Here is a 15768-nt window from a genome sequence, read left to right on the forward strand (position 1 = left end):
AAACTCCGCCATCGATCGTTATGTTGTAATGAAAGATGCGACGTCTGGGAATAGACTGCATAGACAATCTGCGGGCGCCGGTAAGACTTTATAAATGCGTCAGGACTAGCAGTTGGACTAATATTCAGGCATGCCAACTTTGGGTAAGCATGGCCGCCGGTCCCATGCTGGCCGTCTCATGACGCTCGCAACGGCCGCCGATCAATTCCTCCCAAACGACCTCTCCCAAACAACCCCTGCCGACCCTGAAGGACGATCATGACACCCGCATACTGGAATGCTTCCTGGCAAGAACCCTTCCCGCAAAAGGGCCCAGGGGCCACGATCTCGTCGCTTCTTCACCAAGGTCAGGCGCCGGATGGCTCTTATTATTACAGTGGACGGCACGATACGGACGCGGCGCTGATCGGCTCGAAATGGACCATCACCGATCTGACCTATAGTTTCCCGACGAGCGGGTCGCTTTACGGGTCCAATTACGAAGACAGCCGCGCCACGGCCTTCGATCCGTTCAACCCCATGCAGCAGGTCGCGGTGGAGGCCGCGCTCAAGCTGGTGGCGTCCTATACGGGGCTGACGTTCAAACGGATCGAGGAGACGCCTGGCAATGCCGCCACGCTCCGGTTCGCCCAGACGGGATCGATCGACGTGGAGACCGCTCAGGGCGGTTTCCCCGCGCCGCTGAACTGGGCCGGCGACGTCTGGTTCGGTGAGACGGGCCAGCCCTATTATGCGACGCCGCTCAAGGGCAACTGGGGTTGGGCCACCATGATGCACGAGATCGGGCATGCGCTCGGTCTCAAGCACGGACACCAGGACTACACGGAGGTCGACCTGAGCGAGGACCTCGGCGTGGCGTCGCCCCGGTATGGCAGCGAGGCCCTGACGGAAGACCATAATGGGCAAGCCTGGTCCCTGATGACGTACGTGTCCTTCCCGGGCGCGCCGCTGACCATCCACGGCGACCTGCGCAACGAGCCGCAATCCTACATGCAGGACGACATCGCCGCCCTTCAGTACATGTATGGGGCAAACTTCGATTCCCACGCGGAGAACACCGTCTACCGCTGGAGCCCCAAGACCGGCGAAATGTTCATCAACGGACAGGGCCAGGGCCGCCCGACGGCGAACACGATCTTCTCCACGATCTGGGACGGCAACGGGATCGACACCTACGATCTCAGCAATTACCGCACCCACGTGAAGCTCGACCTGCGTCCGAGCGAATACTCGACCTTCAGCAAGGCTCAATTGGCCGATCTCGACGAAGGAACCGGGATCGTGCTGGCGCCCGGCAACGTCGCGAATTCTCTACTCTATCAGGGTGACCGACGGTCCTTGATCGAGAACGCCAAAGGCGGCTCCGGCGACGACCGCCTGATTGGCAATGCGGGCGACAACCGGCTCTTCGGCAACGCGGGCGACGACATCCTCAGCGGAGGCAACGGCCGGGATCAACTGACCGGGCACGCGGGCGACGACTACCTGGCCGGCGGAAAAGGCGCGGACATCCTGAACGGCTCGAGCGGCAACGACATCCTGCTGGGCCAGGCCGGAAACGATACGCTCATCGGCGGCGGCGGAGCCGATCTGCTGTCCGGGGGCGCCGGCGCGGACCGTTTCGTGCTGAAGTCGATCACTCACAGCACGGTCGATCCCTTCGGCCGGGACAGCATTCTCGACTTCTCGCGCCAGCAGAAGGACAAGATCGATCTCTCGGCCCTGGATGCAAACACCCTGATCGGCGGCGATCAGCGGTTCATGTTCATCGGCACGGACGAGTTCCACGGCCTGGCCGGAGAGCTGCGTTACATCTCCGCGAACGGAAGCGCCACGGTGTCCGGGGATGTCGATGGCGACGGGTTGGCTGACTTCGCCATCGCCATGAGCGGCGTTTCCGTGCTCTTCAGAGGGGATTTCGTACTCTGACCCAGCCGATGCCTTCCCCCGGTTGCGGCCTGGGGAGGGCATTCTCCGTCGTCCGAGATTTCGGTGCACCTTGGGATCGGCCCTCATGCGAAAGGAAATCAGGCTTCCAGCAGCCCGAACGACCGTCGATCTTAACCGGCCCTTATCAATTGTTGGTTCTACTGGACATGACGGACGGAGTGGCAGGACGCGTTATGGACGACAACAGGCTGGAAGCTCGACCCCTGCCGACATCCATCTACGATTGGATCCCATTCCTCCTGTCCATCGTTGGACTGGGCTGGCTATTCCAGCTCGTGAACTAAGGAGGCGTCCGGATGACCAAGATTGAGCGCAAGGTGTGGGAACGGGGCCTCGCGGCGCTCTATGCCGGGATGTTCGTCTCTGCCCTGGCGCTGAGCTTCATGTCGAGCGTCTGAGCCGCTTCTTGACGGTTGAAGGTTTGAGCGGGAGCCGCTGGGAGAGCAAGACGGCTTTTACTCCGCCATTGGTCCCTCGCACCGACAACCAGGGTTAACACCAAAGATAACAATTGTTACCCTTCGGGCGCTCTAACCCCCAATCGCTGATCGAATTACAAATGATCATCGGCGGGGGATAAAATGAAACAGAATCATCGATACAGTCGTCTGACCTATGCGGAACTTGCGTTGATCACCTTCGAGGACAAGACGCTTCCGGCCTTTCTTCTCTACTGTCTCGGGTTGGCGTTCGGGATGGCCTTGCTGCCGCTGATCTATCTGAATCACTAGCAGGTGCGGACCCATGACGTACGCCCTGTCATACTGCACGTCCCGCTCCTTCGAGCGAAGCTTCCTGCCTCTGGCCCGGCTGGACGTCCGGCGGACGAGCCTGAGAGCGGCGAACGATGCGTGGGCCCATTTGGCGCTCGTTCATCCGATCGGTCGCAACCGCTCTCCCTCGCTTCCCTCGCCACAAAGCTCATCAGTGGTCTCGACCATCGCCGTGCAATAGGCGCCCCTCGCGGAGTGGTCTCGACGCGAGGGGCAGCCCTGAAGGCATCGCCCCCGATAGCCTTCCAAGCATCAATGAGGGCGCGCCCGCTCGGTTCCTGGAGCAAAGAAAAACCCCTCGGCATCATGTGCGAGGGGTTTGTAAGAGACGGAAGCGCAGGGGGCAGACGCGCTTCCGATAGCCGACAACGCGCGAGCCCGAAGCCCGTTCCTCATGCCCCAGGGCACACTTTGCCGCAGGGCTGGGCTGGAGTGAGCCCCATCGGACAGAAGAATGTTTCGAGCCGTTTTTCGCCGTGCCGTGAGACCGCACCGGCCGAACCCAACTCAAGGCGCCCATCGCGTCCGTACTGCGGCCAAGGCGGGCGGTTCGCCTGGCCGACGCCTGCATCGACCGCGATGTCCTCGGCCCTATCCCGAACACGATCCCGGCTCCCATGCAGACATAGAGGGGCTGGATTGAGGACGACGCTTAACAGGCGAGGGCCGATTCCTTCGGCGACATAGTGGTGCCCCTGGCCGGGATCGAACCAGCACTCCTTGCGGAACTCGATTTTGAGTCGAGCGCGTCTACCAATTCCGCCACAGGGGCAACGCGGGTTGCGAGGTATCACGGGATCGGAAGCGCGGTCAATGCGGGGCAGGCCGAAGCTGGGAGCCTCTCGCCTTTAAGCCCCGGTTGTGCTCAAAGGGCGGGGGCCGGCCGGGCCTTTTTCATGGATCGATTGCCCTCCCATGCTCAGACGCCTTTACGATTGGACATTGTCCCTCGCGGCCAAGCCTTCCGCTCCCTATGCGCTGGCGGCCGTCTCGTTCGCCGAAAGTTCGTTCTTCCCCGTTCCTCCGGACGTGATGCTGGTGCCCATGATGCTGGCCCGGCCGGATAAAGCCTGGTTCTATGCCGCGATCTGCACGGCCGCGTCCGTGCTCGGCGGTCTCCTGGGTTATGCCATCGGGGCGCTGTTCTACGAGACCCTCGGGGCATGGATCTTTCAGGCCCTCCATCTCACGGAAGGCGCCGAGGCCTTCCGTCAATCCTACGCCGTCTACGGACACTGGGTCATCCTGCTGAAAGGGCTGACGCCGATCCCCTACAAGCTCGTCACCATCACGTCGGGCTTTGCCGAATACAACCTGTTCTGGTTCGTCGTGCTGTCGATCATCACCCGCGGGGCGCGCTTCTTCATGGTGGCCCTGCTGATGAGCCGGTTCGGGCCTGCCATCAAGACGATCATCGACCGCCACTTTAACCTCGTGGCGGGCCTCGCCATCGCGGCGATCGTGGGTGGCTTCGTGGCGTTCCGCTATTTGTTCTAGCCGGGAGGGCCCAGGGAATGCGTCTCGGGATTACGATGCGGCAGGCTGCGCTGGCCATCGCCCTTGCGGCCGCGGCGACCATCGGCGGCGCCTACATTTTCCAGTATGGCTGGGGTTACGTCCCCTGCAAGCTCTGCCTCTGGCAGCGCACCCCCTACTATGCCGGGATCGTGCTGGCGGTGCTGACCGCCCTCCTGCCGCCCGGCGCGCGGCGGGCGGGCCTCTGGCTGCTGGCGCTGGTCTTTGCCGGAAGCGCGATCCTGGGCGCCTACCATGCGGGCGTGGAATGGGGCGTCTTTGCCGGTCCAAGCGATTGCGGCGGCGGCGCGGGACCGGCCGCCGGCAATGTGGGGGATTTTCTCAACCAGCTCCAGTCGACCCGTGTGGTCAGCTGCACGGAGGCCGCATGGCGCTTCCTGGGCCTGTCGCTCGCCGGCTGGAACGTGCTGATCTCCCTCGCGCTCGCGGCCTTCGCGGGCCTTGCGGCGCGGGAGGGGCGGGCCTGAGGGCGCCGCCTTACTCCTCCAGGGTGCTGTCCCAATACAGGTAATCGAGCCAGGATTCGTGCAGCACATCCTTGTATTGCAGCCGCTTGGCGCATTCGTCGAGCTGGTGCGGCGAGGGCTGGTAGGGCTGGCGGCGCAGCTTCAGGCCGGACTCGTGGAGGGACTTGTCGGCCTTGAGCAGGTTGTCCCTTTGGCATGAGGTGACCACGTTGGTCCAGTTCGTCAGGCCGCCCTTGCTGCGGGGCACCACGTGGTCGAACGTCAGCTCGCTCGTCTCGGAACGCTCCCCGCAATACTGGCAGCGGAAGCCGTCGCGCAGAAACACGTGGTAGCGCGTGAACGACACCCGCTTGCGCTTCTGGTAGCGCTTGAGGGCCACCACGGACGGGATCTTGAACGACCGGGTGACCGAGTGGACCTCGTGCTCGTAGGTCGAGACCTGGAACACCCGGTCCTGAAGCACTGCCACCAGGGCGTCCTGCCAGTGCCAGACCGACAGCGGGCCCCAGCTCAGGGGCTGCATATCGGCGTTCAACACCAGCGTCGTGAGATTGGGGACATGCGTCATGGCGCCCACCGGACAATCGAAACTTTGGGAAGGGAGGAATGGGTGAGCCGGCGGGGGATAGGGCTGGCCGGCGGGCGCGCGAGCCGCACGACGTCGGGCAAGGCGGTCGCGGAAGAGAGGCGGGCCCGGCGGGGCAGGGGGCCTCCGGACCGGGGCGCAAGGGCGGGGGCCGCACGGGCTACGAGCTTGGGAGGCTGGACGGAGCGGCGCCGGTGAGAGGTGGGAGCGCGATGGAAGGTGGCTGTCGTGTTCCTTGATGAGAGCGCGGGAAAAGCGGAGGACCCTGGGGGCGGACTTCGGACGGCTTTGTCGGCGGCGGTTGGCGGGTCGGAGGAGGGAGCAGGCGGGACGAGCGGGGAGGGCACAAGGTCATCGTTCAGGGGCCGGGCTTGGGTCCCAGGCGGAGCCAGACGGCGATCCGGCCTCACGACAAGTCTTGCAAATACCGTCACCTCGCCTCCCGATGGAGAAAAGTCGTCACCTGCACCCCTAGAGTCTACAGGATATGTGACGCTGTTGTGAAGCGTGGCCCCTTGGGCGCCTGTGCCGCACCCACAGGAAATGGACCGGCCCTGCGTTGACGCGCCCCTGGAGGGCCGGGGATAGTGTGCAGGCCACACCCGCGCCGTCACCAGGCGCCCATGAAGATCACCTCATGACCATCACACCATGAATCTTCTGCATGAAGGCTTGGCCTGGATCGAGCCCGCCATCACGACCTATGGGGTCTGGGCCCTCTTCGTGATCCTGTACTTCGAGTCCTTCGGGGTGCCGTTACCGGGGGAGAGCGCTCTGTTCACCTGCTCGCTGCTGGCCGTGCGGGGGGATCTCGCCATCGGGCACGTGTTCCTGGCCGCCTGGATCGGCGGCGTGCTGGGCGACAGCACGGGCTATCTCATCGGACGGTTCGGCGGACGCTACGTGCTCGAGCGGTTCGGACCCTGGGTGAAGCTCACGCCGGAACGGCTCGCGCGCTTCGAGGGCCAGTTCAAGACGAAGGGGTTCTTCATCGTGCTGGGGGCGCGCTTCGTGCCCGTGCTGCGCCAGCTCAACGGTCTCGTGGCCGGGTCGGTCAACATGCCCTGGCACCACTTCGTCGTCGCCAACGCCATCGGGGGTGCCCTGTGGGCCGGCGTCTGGAGCTTCGGACCCTACATGTTCACGGACTGGTTCCGCCATCTGGCCTGAACCGCCCGGGGCATCCGGCGGCGGCCGGCCTACTTGCCCTTGGCGTCCCGCAGGCGGGCGAGGGCGTCCCTGATCGGCCCGAAGGGCCCGAAGACGTGCTGCTCCCGGGAGAAGCCGTCCGCGTAGGGACCGTAGGGGGCATCGACGGGCTTTTCGAGCAGGTCGGGATAATCCTTCTCGATCCCGGTCAGGCGCGGATGCGGCTGGGCCACGATATAGGCCGCCACGTCCCAGGAATCCTCCACCGACAGGCGCGGGAAATCGTAGCTGACCCCGTTGGGCATGTTGCTGTGGGTGAAGTTGGCCGCCGTGATGAGCTGCTTCATGCCGGCCCCCTCGTTGAAGGCGTCCGGCCCCCAGAGCGGCGGCGTCACATAGCCCAGATCCGTGGGGGTGAAGCTGCGCCGCACGCCCTCTCCGTTCGTGCCGTGGCAGCGCAGGCAATGCTCCTGGTAGATGCCGAGGCCTCGCCCCGGATCCGCGGCCCGCTGCAGTTCCGGCATGGCTCCGGCGCCGTAGCCGTCGAGCTTCTGGCCCGGTTGCAGGCCCGTGGACAGAAAGTCCAGATAGGCCAGCATGGCTTTCATCTCGGGAGCGTCGCCCGGCAGCGGGCGACCGTTCATCGACCGGGTCATGCACTGATTCACCCGTTCCGTGAGATCGAGCACCCGTCCGGTCCTGGCATCGTGCTGCGGATAGACCCGGGTCAGGCCCCAAAGTGGCAGCCCGAACTTCTTGGTGCCGTCGTCCAAGTGGCAGCTCTTGCAGGCGAGGTTGTTGCCCGCGTAGCGCTTGGCCGGATCGTCGACCAGGGGACCGATGATCTCGTAGGTTTTCCGGATGAGGTCGCTGCCGGCCTGGATGAGCCGGGATTGGGCGTTGTCCGGCAGCGCGTCGATGTCGGGCACGTCCCAGGCGGCCGGAGCGGGAGCGGGCGCCTGCGCGGCGGCCGGAACGGCCGCCGGGAGGGCGAGCGCGGCCGCCAGGAGGAGGATGCGGTAGCTCTTGTGCGCTCTCATCTGGCCCGATGTCCTCACGCTGCGGAAGCGCGAGACTAAGTCAGGCCGCGACGGTGTCAAATGCGGGGTGTGGGCCGTGCGGTCAGCGGGTCGGCATGGGCTTCTCGCCCCGGTAGTCATAGAAGCCGCGCTTGGCCTTGCGGCCGAGCCAGCCGGCCTCGACGTACTTCACCAGGAGCGGGCAGGGGCGGTACTTGGAATCCGCCAGGCCCTCGTGCAGCACCTGCATGACCGACAGGCAGGTGTCGAGACCGATGAAATCCGCGAGCTGGAGTGGCCCCATGGGATGGTTCGCGCCGAGCCGCATGGCCGTGTCGATGGCGTCCACGGATCCCACGCCCTCGTAGAGGGTGTAGATGGCCTCGTTGATCATCGGCATCAGGATGCGGTTGACGATGAAGGCCGGGAAGTCCTCGGACACCGTGACGGTCTTGCCGAGCTTTCCGATGAACTCTTTGGCGGATTCGTAGGTCGGATCCTCGGTGGCGATGCCGCGGATCAGCTCCACGAGCTGCATCACCGGCACCGGGTTCATGAAGTGGATGCCGATGAACCGCTCAGGCCGGTCCGTGGAGGCGGCCAGCCGCGTGATCGAGATCGAGGACGTGTTGGTGGCGATCATGGCGTCCGGGCGCAGGGACGGGCAGAGCGCGGTGAAGATCTTGCGCTTCACCTCCTCGTTCTCGGTCGCGGCCTCGATGACGATGTCGCAGCCCGAGAGGTCGTCGTAGGTGAGGGCGGGCTTGATGCGGGCCAGCGCCGCTTGGCGGTCCGCCTCGGAGATGGCCTCCTTGGAGACCTGGCGGGCCATGTTGCCGTTGATGGTGGCCAATCCGGTCTTGATCCGATCCTCGGAAAGATCGCTCAAGCGCACGTCGAGCCCCGCCAGGGAGCACACATGGGCGATGCCATTGCCCATTTGACCGGCGCCGATCACGCCAACGGTTTTGATCTCGATCCCCATGTCCCTACAGCTTTCGGACAAACACACCCGTCAAACGAATCCGGGCGAGATGTCCCGCCCGGACCATGTCATTATTCCTGACCTTATCACCCCGCCTTGGTCAACTCCTCCTGAAGTTGGGGGAGGAGGGTGAAGAGGTCGCCGACAAGGCCATAATCGGCCACCTGGAAGATGGGGGCCTCTTCGTCCTTGTTGATCGCTACGATCACCTTGGAATCCTTCATGCCGGCCAGATGCTGAATGGCCCCTGAAATCCCCACCGCGATGTAGAGATCCGGCGCCACCACCTTGCCGGTTTGGCCGACCTGCCAGTCGTTGGGCGCATAGCCGGCATCCACGGCGGCGCGGGACGCCCCCATGGCGGCGCCGAGCTTGTCGGCGATGGGCTCGATGTACTTGGTGAAGTTCTCCGCCGAGCCGAGCGAACGTCCCCCTGAGATGATGATCCGGGCCGAGGTCAGCTCCGGACGGTCGCTGACCGCCAGCTCCTCGCCCTTGAAAGTGGACAGGCCCGCATCCTCGGCCGCCGCGGCGCTCTCCACCGGAGCGGAGCCGCCCTCTGAGGCTGCCGGGAAGGCGGCGGTGCGCACCGTGATCACCTTCTTGGGGTCGGTGGCCTGCACGGTCTGGATCGCGTTGCCGGCATAGATCGGCCGCTCGAAGGTGTCGGGCGACACAACCTTGATGATGTCCGACACCTGCATCACGTCGAGCAGCGCCGCCACCCGGGGCAGCACGTTCTTGCCCGTGGTGGTCGAGGGCGCCACGATGGCGTCATAGGGGCCGGCCAGGGAGACGATGAGGGCGGCGGTGGGCTCGGCGAGCTGATGCTCGTACGCCGCGCCCTCGGCCAGCAGAACCTTCTCGACGCCCTCGAGCTTGGCGGCGGCGTCCGCGGCAGCTTTGGCATTGTGTCCGGCCACCAGGATGTGCACCGGGCCGCCCAGCGCCGCGGCGGCCGACAGGGCCTTGGCGGTGGCGTCTTTCAGCGAAGCGTTGTCGTGCTCGGCGATCAGCAGGGTTTTCATGTCAAATCTCCTTAGAGCACGCCGGCTTCGACTTTGAGCTTCTGAACCAGTTCGGCGGCGGAGCCGACCTTCACGCCCGCCTTGCGGCCGCCGGGCTCCGCCGTCTTGATCACCTTCAGGCGAGGCGACACGTCGACCCCGAAGGCGTCGGGCGAGGTCTCGTCCAGCGGCTTCTTCTTGGCCTTCATGATGTTGGGCAGAGACGCGTAGCGCGGCTCGTTGAGGCGCAGGTCCGTGGTCACGACCGCGGGCAGCTTGAGCGACACGGTCTGGAGGCCTCCGTCGACCTCGCGGGTCACGTCCACCGAGCCCTCGCCCGGGGCGACCTTGAACGCGAAGGTGCCCTGCGGCCAGCCCAGGAGCGCCGCCAGCATCTGGCCGGTCTGGTTCGAATCGTCGTCGATGGCCTGCTTGCCCAGGACCACGAGGTCGGGCTTCTCCTGCTCGACCACGCCCTTGAGGATCTTGGCCACCGCCAGCGGTTCGACCGCCGCGTCGGTCTTGACCAGGATGGCCCGGTCGGCCCCCATGGCGAGGGCGGTGCGAAGGGTCTCGGAGGCCTGGGCGGGTCCGATGGAGACGGCGACGACCTCGGTGGCCTTGCCCTGCTCCTTCAGGCGGATGGCCTCCTCGACGGCGATCTCGTCGAAGGGGTTCATGGACATCTTGACGTTGGAAAGCTCCACGCCCGATCCGTCCGCTTTCACGCGGATCTTCACGTTGTAGTCCACAACGCGCTTCACACAGACCAAAAGCTTCATCGTTTCCTCACTCGGCAGGCAAATTTGGAAGAGGTCTCGACGCCTCTTCCCGACGGCTGGACAAGATGGGTCGGGACCGTAGCGGGCGGCTCCCGATTGTCAACGCAAGGCTCGGATTTCCTGCGCTTCGACGCGGGCCAGCACCGGATCGTAGCGGTGGCGCATGACCGGGATGAGAATAGCGCCCACGACGAAGCCGCCAAGATGCGCGAACCATCCGACCGCCTCGTCCCCGCCCAGGAAGGCGGAAGCCAACTGGAGCGCGAACCAGAAGCCGATGGCCCCATAGGCGGGCATCCGGAGCGGAATCCCCTTCAGGAACAGCCCCCAGATGCGCACGCGCGGGTACAGGATGAGATAAGCCGCGACCACCCCCGACACCCCGCCGGAGGCCCCGATGAGCGGCCGGTGCGGCTCCCCCGTGACGAGGGCGTGCACGAGGCTTGCGACCGTGCCGCAGAGGACGAAGAACAGCAGGAAGCGCCCGTGCCCCATGGCGTCCTCCACGTTGTCGCCGAACACCCACAGGAACAGCATGTTGCCCAGGAGGTGAAACCAGGTGACATGCACGAAGATATTCGTGACGAGCGTCAGGACCGGAGGCACGAACGGGTAGCCGGGCGGCAGCGCCTCCGTGCCGAAGATCACGCCCGGAATGAGCCCCAGCCCGGCCACGAGTTCGTTGTCGCCGCCGGGACCGTAGAAGGTGGCCAGATAGATCGCCGTGCAGAGGCCGATGACGATCCGCGTGCCGAGGGGCGTCTTCATGTTCTTCAGCGGCACGCCGTCATGAAGCGGGAGAAACATCGCTCGCGGTCATCCTGATGTCACACCATGGCGGAAGCGGCCGGTGCCCGGCTCGACGCGCATGGTTTCAGCGGTTCTGGCCCGGCACCCACAGGACATCGCGGGCGCCCCTGTCATTGATATAGCGGGACGCCACGAAGAAGAAATCCGACAGACGGTTCAGATATTTGATCGCCTCGCTCGAGACCACCTCGCCGTCGCGCTCCGCCAGCTCGACCACGAGGCGTTCGGCGCGGCGGCACACCGTGCGGGCCTGATGGAGGTAGGCGGCGGCGGCGGTTCCGCCCGGCAGCACGAAGGAGCGCAGCGGCGCGAGATGCTCGTTCATCTCGTCGATCTCGCGCTCCAGGCGCTCCGTCTGAGCGGCCGTGATGCGCAGGGGCTCATAGGGGAGAGGCTTGCCGGTCTCCACGGTGGCGAGGTCGGAGCCCAGATCGAACAGGTCGTTCTGAATCCGGGCCAGCATGGGGTCGATCTCATGATCCGAGGTGTGGAGCCGAACGAGGCCCAGGCAGGCATTGGTCTCGTCCACCGTGCCGTAGGCTTCGATCCTCAGATCGTATTTCGCGCGGCGTCCTCCGGCCGCCAGGGCCGTGGTGCCCTTGTCGCCGGTGCGGGTATAGATGCGGTTGAGAACGACCATGACATCCCAGATGGGGCCGATTCGACGCCGGTCACGTCGAATGAGGCGGCTAACGCGCGTGAACCGGATCGCCGGAGGGGCGCGGCCGCAGAGGCCGCAACCTCAGAAGGAATAGCCGACGCGGGCGCCCACGTTGGTCAGGCCGCGGTTCTGGGTGCACAGGCCCGCATTGGACAGGTGCTCGATGGTGGCCATCACGCTCCAGTTGGCGGAGAGGCGCACGCCCACGGAGGCGGATTCGCGAAAGAGCGGGGAGCAGCCCAGGGCCTGCTTGTCGGCCGCCACCAGGCCCGGATTGGCATGCGTGTCGCCGTTATGGACCGCGCCGCCCAGGCTGCCTTCCAGGAAGACGCTTGGGGTGACGTCGAAGGTCCAGGTCAGGCCCGCATAGGCGAAGCTCGTATGGCCGCCGGTGTTGATGCTGCCGCCGAGATGGGGCCGGGGAATGAAATAGCTGGTGAAGAGGTCGGAGGCCGTGAACGGCTTCGCGAACAGGATTTCGCCCGTCAGGTTCGCGGACGTGCCACGCCCCTCGTTGCCCCAGGGGTCTTGGGCCGAGAGCCCGAAGCGCAGTTCGGACACGAAACTCCGGGGCTGGTTGAGCGGGGCTGTGTCGATGTAGGGGGTTGGTTGCTGCTTGTAATCCGCGCTGAAGGCAGCCGTGGCTCCGATGGAAGCGATCAGGAGGCTGAGGCCCGCGATCCAGCTGGCGCGCATGAACAATCCTACGATTCTTAACGAATGAGAAACCAGCTTTACGCCGGCCATGGCTAATAAGTCCTTAAAGACCGGTGGCGGAAAAGTGTCAATATCGGGCAAGTGGCTGTGTTAATAAGGTGCCGCTGTGCCATTTCGGCCCGGATTTGCCGCCATTTCGCCACATTCGGCGCAACGCGCAACCCCAGGCTTCAGCCTAGACCGCTTTCCACCAAATAACGGCCATGATCAGGATGATGGCGATGAACTGCAGGAGCACCCGCAGGCGCATCAGCTTCTGGGACCGGTTGGGGCTGCCCCCTCGAACCATGTTGAAAAGTCCGAGCAGGAGAACGAAAGCGACCGCCATGACGGCAATCGGGACGACGAGATCAACGGCGCTGTTCATGACGATTCCATCGGGACGGGGCCCGTGGAGCTTGTCCTAGATCATGGCGCCTGAAAGGGAAATCGGGATTCGAGGACCCAGGGCGGCAGGCGTTGTCGCACGATGCCAAGCCCCCGTGCGGTGAGCCCAGGCCACGAGGGCCTGAGCCCCGGGTCTCAGTTTCGCCGGAGGAGCCGGTCGAAATAGTCGAGCTCTTCCTGCGGCCGGGTCGGGTCTCCGAGCTTTCGGCGCAGCTCCTCGAGGATCTGCCGGGCCCGTTCGGCGGCGGACTCGTTGGCGCCCGGCACCCGGACGCGCCCGTCGGTGATGTCCCGGTTTCGGGTCGGCCGGCCCAGAGGATCGTTGTTGTCCTGGGCCGTCTGGCCCTGGCCGCGGGGTTCGCCCTGGCCCGGCTGGTCGCCCGCCTGCTGCTGATCCTGGCCGTCGCCCTGCTGCATCTGCTGCATCTGCTGGGCCATGCCCTGCATGCCGCGCCGCAGGTTCTCCAGGGCCCGACCCTGGGCGTCCACGGCCGGACCGTCCTGGCCCTGGCCGATGGCGTTCTCGGCCTCGCGCATGGCCTGCTCGGCGTCGCCGAGGCCCTGCTCGCCCTGCATGCCCATGCCGCGCATCTTGTCCTGCAGCTCGCGCAGCCGCTCCCGCAGGGCCTGCTGGCGCTGGCTGAGGCCCTGCTGGCCCTGGCCCTGCTGCCCTTCCTGGCCTTCGCCATCCTGGCCGTTCTCGGCTTGCTCCTGGCCCTCTCCCTGCTGACCCTGCTGGCCTTGCTGACGCTGGCCCTGCTGGTTCTGGCCGCGCTGCCCTGGCTGCTGCCGCCTGCGGTCACCCTGCTGCATCCGGCGGTTCTGCCCGTCCTGGAAGGTCTCGTCCCGGAGCTGCTGCTGCTCGCGCGCCATGTTCTCCAGGTCCTGCATCGCCTGGTTCATCTCCCGGTTCATGGGGTCCGACATCCGGCTGTTGGGCTGGGCGGTCTGCAGGTTTTCGAGGATGTTGCGCAACTGGTTCAACAGCCGCTCGGCCTCCGCCATATCGCCCCGCCGCATGGCCTCTTCCATTTGCTGGAGCATGCGGTTCAGGTCGTCCTGGGAGATCATCCGATCCGGCGAGCGCTGGTTTTGGGCTTGATTCTGCTGGTTTTGCTGGTTCTGCTGCATGCGCTGGGCGAACTCCCGCAGGAACTTGTCCATGGCAGTGCGCAGCTCCTCCGTCAGCCGGCGGATCTCCTCGTCCGTGGCGCCCCGGTCCATGGCCTCCTTCAGCCGGTCCTGGGCGGCCCGCAGCTCGCGCTCGGCATCCGACAGGTTGCCGTCCTCGATCTGGAGCGCCATGGTCCAGAGCCAATCGGCCACCTCCGTCAGGTCCGCGTCCGACTTCGCCCGGCGCAGGCGGTCGGCCCCCATGCGCAGGCCCATGAACACGCCCCATTGAGGCGTGAACAGGTCGGGCGCGATCAGGAGCGCGTCGAGGGCCGTCTGGGTCCGCTTGCGGTCGTCGGGGTCGAGCACGAGGTTGCGGCGCTGCTCCACGAGGGCCTTGGCGAGCGGGTTCGTGAAAGGCCGTTGCGGAAGCGTGAACTCGATGGCCTCGCTCATGCCCTCCTGGCCGGCCTCGTCCTTGGCCGTGAGCTTGATCTTGACCCGGGCGCCAGCCCAGGGATGATTGGTGAGGTCGACCGGAGACTTGGTCTCCGCGTTGCCGTCCCCCGGCAGGGCGAGGACCAGAGCCGGAGCGGGCACGAGGGAGCGCTTGCCCCGCGTGGTGTCGGCCTTCTCGACGGAGCCCTCGATGGCCGTGATCCCGTAATCGTCGCTGCCTTTATAGACCAGGCTGAAGGTGCCGCGCGCGTTCACCTCGGGCGGGGCCGAAAAGGCAATGACCGGGGGCTTGTCCGGGATGGCCTCCAGGGTCAGCGTGACGCCGGACGCCAAGCCGGTCTTCACGGAGAGTTCCGCGTTGCCGTCGAGGGTGAAGCGCTCCTCCCGCAGGTCCGTGCGGGCATTCTCCTTGGCCGGAAGGGCGGTGAGCCCCCGGATCGGCGTGATGGCGGCATCGCCCTGGCCCGCCACGCGGATCACCACGGTGGATTTCACGGGCGCCCGCAGGTGTTGTTGGCCCGCCGCGAGATCGATCATCAGGGGCGGGGTGCGGGTATAGAGCGGAGGGTCGATCCAGCCATCGACCCGGAAGGCCGGCGCGGCTGCCTTGGCGCCCTTCCAGTCGAAGGCCGCGGCCAAGCGCGGCCAGGCCTCGGGACCGGCCACGAAGGCGCTGGCGGCCAGGGCCAGGAGGCCCGCGGCCCGGAACGCGTAACGGTCCCGCCGGGGCATGTCGGGCCTGGGCGGGGTGACACGCATGGTGCCGAGGGAGGCTTCCGCGCGCCGGCGGTGAAGATCCCACAGGGCGCGGGTCCCGGCGTCCGAGGATCCGAGGGCGAGGCTGTCGTCGAGGGCGCGGGCGGGGCCGTGCCGCTGGCCCGCGTCCCGGTCGAGCCGATCCAGCGCCTGCCCGCGCCGCACCTTGGGCAGGCGCGCGAGAGGCCAGAGCGAAACCAAGAGGGCGAGCCCGAAGAGCCCCAGCCCGACCGCGCGCCAGAGGGGCGGCGTCTCGAGCCACAGGCCGAAGAAGGACGCGGTGAGGAACAGGACGCCGACCGCGAGCGGCAGCCACAGGCGCGGCCACGCCTCCTCCCACCACAGGGCCAGGCGCGCCTGGCCGACGAGGCGGTCCAGTCGCTTTTGAAGGTGGTTCGGCCCGGATCCCGGCCTCGGCCCTTCGCTCATGCATCAAGCTCCCGTGGCGGCCAAAGCCGCACGATGCCCCCATGGGGAAGCTAGCACGGGAGGAGCGGATGGCTAGCGGTCAAATGGGCACAGAGTCGTGAGCCCCTGGGAATGATGCCCTGCGCAAGCCGGGTCGGGACCCGCATGGCGGGCCGCAGGCCAGGGCGGCAAGCTTGGCCGTT

15 protein-coding genes and 1 tRNA gene are annotated in these 15768 nt (G+C 66.0%); 5 read left to right on the forward strand and 11 right to left on the reverse strand.

Annotated features, from left to right (window positions below):
• The first annotated feature begins 258 nt into the window (after positions 1-258).
• Together ILT42_RS15815 and ILT42_RS15820 are read left to right on the forward strand one after the other, a co-directional pair.
• Positions 259-1929, forward strand: a complete 1671-nt coding sequence (locus ILT42_RS15815; RefSeq protein ID WP_204216585.1) for a M10 family metallopeptidase — start codon at positions 259-261, stop codon at positions 1927-1929.
• Between the two features lie 602 nt (positions 1930-2531).
• Complete coding sequence (locus tag ILT42_RS15820) at positions 2532-2681, forward strand: hypothetical protein (RefSeq protein ID WP_204216586.1); 150 nt, start codon at positions 2532-2534, stop codon at positions 2679-2681.
• Between the two features lie 729 nt (positions 2682-3410).
• Here the strand turns inward: ILT42_RS15820 and ILT42_RS15825 are convergent.
• Positions 3411-3495, reverse strand: a tRNA-Leu gene (locus ILT42_RS15825).
• 143 nt (positions 3496-3638) lie between these two features.
• On the opposite strand from ILT42_RS15825, the gene ILT42_RS15830 reads away from it, so the two are divergent.
• On the forward strand, positions 3639-4220 hold the full coding sequence (locus tag ILT42_RS15830; protein ID WP_204216587.1) for a YqaA family protein: 582 nt from the start codon (positions 3639-3641) through the stop codon (positions 4218-4220).
• Positions 4221-4237: 17 nt separating this feature from the next.
• Entirely contained in the window at positions 4238-4726 is a 489-nt protein-coding gene (locus tag ILT42_RS15835; protein ID WP_204216588.1) for a disulfide bond formation protein B, read from the forward strand.
• A gap of 10 nt (positions 4727-4736) precedes the next feature.
• Here ILT42_RS15835 and ILT42_RS15840 read toward each other — a convergent pair whose 3' ends face one another.
• Positions 4737-5294, reverse strand: coding sequence for an HNH endonuclease (locus tag ILT42_RS15840; RefSeq protein WP_204216589.1), 558 nt, complete (start codon positions 5292-5294; stop codon positions 4737-4739).
• A 690-nt stretch (positions 5295-5984) separates the two neighbouring features.
• On the opposite strand from ILT42_RS15840, the gene ILT42_RS15845 reads away from it, so the two are divergent.
• Positions 5985-6482, forward strand: coding sequence for a DedA family protein (locus ILT42_RS15845; RefSeq protein ID WP_229428715.1), 498 nt, complete (start codon positions 5985-5987; stop codon positions 6480-6482).
• A gap of 29 nt (positions 6483-6511) precedes the next feature.
• Here the strand turns inward: ILT42_RS15845 and ILT42_RS15850 are convergent, their stop codons facing one another.
• The 9 genes from ILT42_RS15850 to ILT42_RS15890 all read right to left on the reverse strand — a co-directional run bounded on the left by ILT42_RS15850 (position 6512) and on the right by ILT42_RS15890 (position 15586).
• Entirely contained in the window at positions 6512-7501 is a 990-nt protein-coding gene (locus ILT42_RS15850) for a c-type cytochrome (RefSeq protein WP_204216591.1), read from the reverse strand.
• Between the two features lie 82 nt (positions 7502-7583).
• Complete coding sequence (locus ILT42_RS15855; protein ID WP_204216592.1) at positions 7584-8465, reverse strand: 3-hydroxybutyryl-CoA dehydrogenase; 882 nt, start codon at positions 8463-8465, stop codon at positions 7584-7586.
• 86 nt (positions 8466-8551) lie between these two features.
• The gene (locus ILT42_RS15860) at positions 8552-9493 is read right to left on the reverse strand and encodes an electron transfer flavoprotein subunit alpha/FixB family protein (RefSeq protein ID WP_204216593.1); all 942 of its coding nucleotides are present in this window, start codon (positions 9491-9493) and stop codon (positions 8552-8554) included.
• Between the two features lie 11 nt (positions 9494-9504).
• Complete coding sequence (locus tag ILT42_RS15865) at positions 9505-10254, reverse strand: electron transfer flavoprotein subunit beta/FixA family protein (RefSeq protein ID WP_204216594.1); 750 nt, start codon at positions 10252-10254, stop codon at positions 9505-9507.
• 99 nt (positions 10255-10353) lie between these two features.
• Positions 10354-11061 carry a rhomboid family intramembrane serine protease gene (locus ILT42_RS15870; RefSeq protein WP_204216595.1) on the reverse strand — a complete coding sequence of 236 codons (708 nt, stop codon included), beginning with the start codon at positions 11059-11061 and terminating at the stop codon, positions 10354-10356.
• Positions 11062-11128: 67 nt separating this feature from the next.
• Positions 11129-11704 (reverse strand): cob(I)yrinic acid a,c-diamide adenosyltransferase, encoded by a 576-nt coding sequence (locus ILT42_RS15875; RefSeq protein ID WP_204216596.1) that lies wholly within the window; start codon positions 11702-11704, stop codon positions 11129-11131.
• 102 nt (positions 11705-11806) lie between these two features.
• The gene (locus ILT42_RS15880; RefSeq protein WP_204216597.1) at positions 11807-12421 is read right to left on the reverse strand and encodes an acyloxyacyl hydrolase; all 615 of its coding nucleotides are present in this window, start codon (positions 12419-12421) and stop codon (positions 11807-11809) included.
• A 196-nt stretch (positions 12422-12617) separates the two neighbouring features.
• Positions 12618-12809, reverse strand: a complete 192-nt coding sequence (locus tag ILT42_RS15885) for a twin transmembrane helix small protein (RefSeq protein WP_204216598.1) — start codon at positions 12807-12809, stop codon at positions 12618-12620.
• A 155-nt stretch (positions 12810-12964) separates the two neighbouring features.
• Positions 12965-15586, reverse strand: coding sequence for a TIGR02302 family protein (locus tag ILT42_RS15890; RefSeq protein ID WP_204216599.1), 2622 nt, complete (start codon positions 15584-15586; stop codon positions 12965-12967).
• Between the last annotated feature and the right edge of the window lie 182 nt (positions 15587-15768).

Source organism: Microvirga pudoricolor (assembly GCF_016892705.1).
Classification (GTDB): Bacteria; Pseudomonadota; Alphaproteobacteria; order Rhizobiales; family Beijerinckiaceae; genus Microvirga; species Microvirga pudoricolor.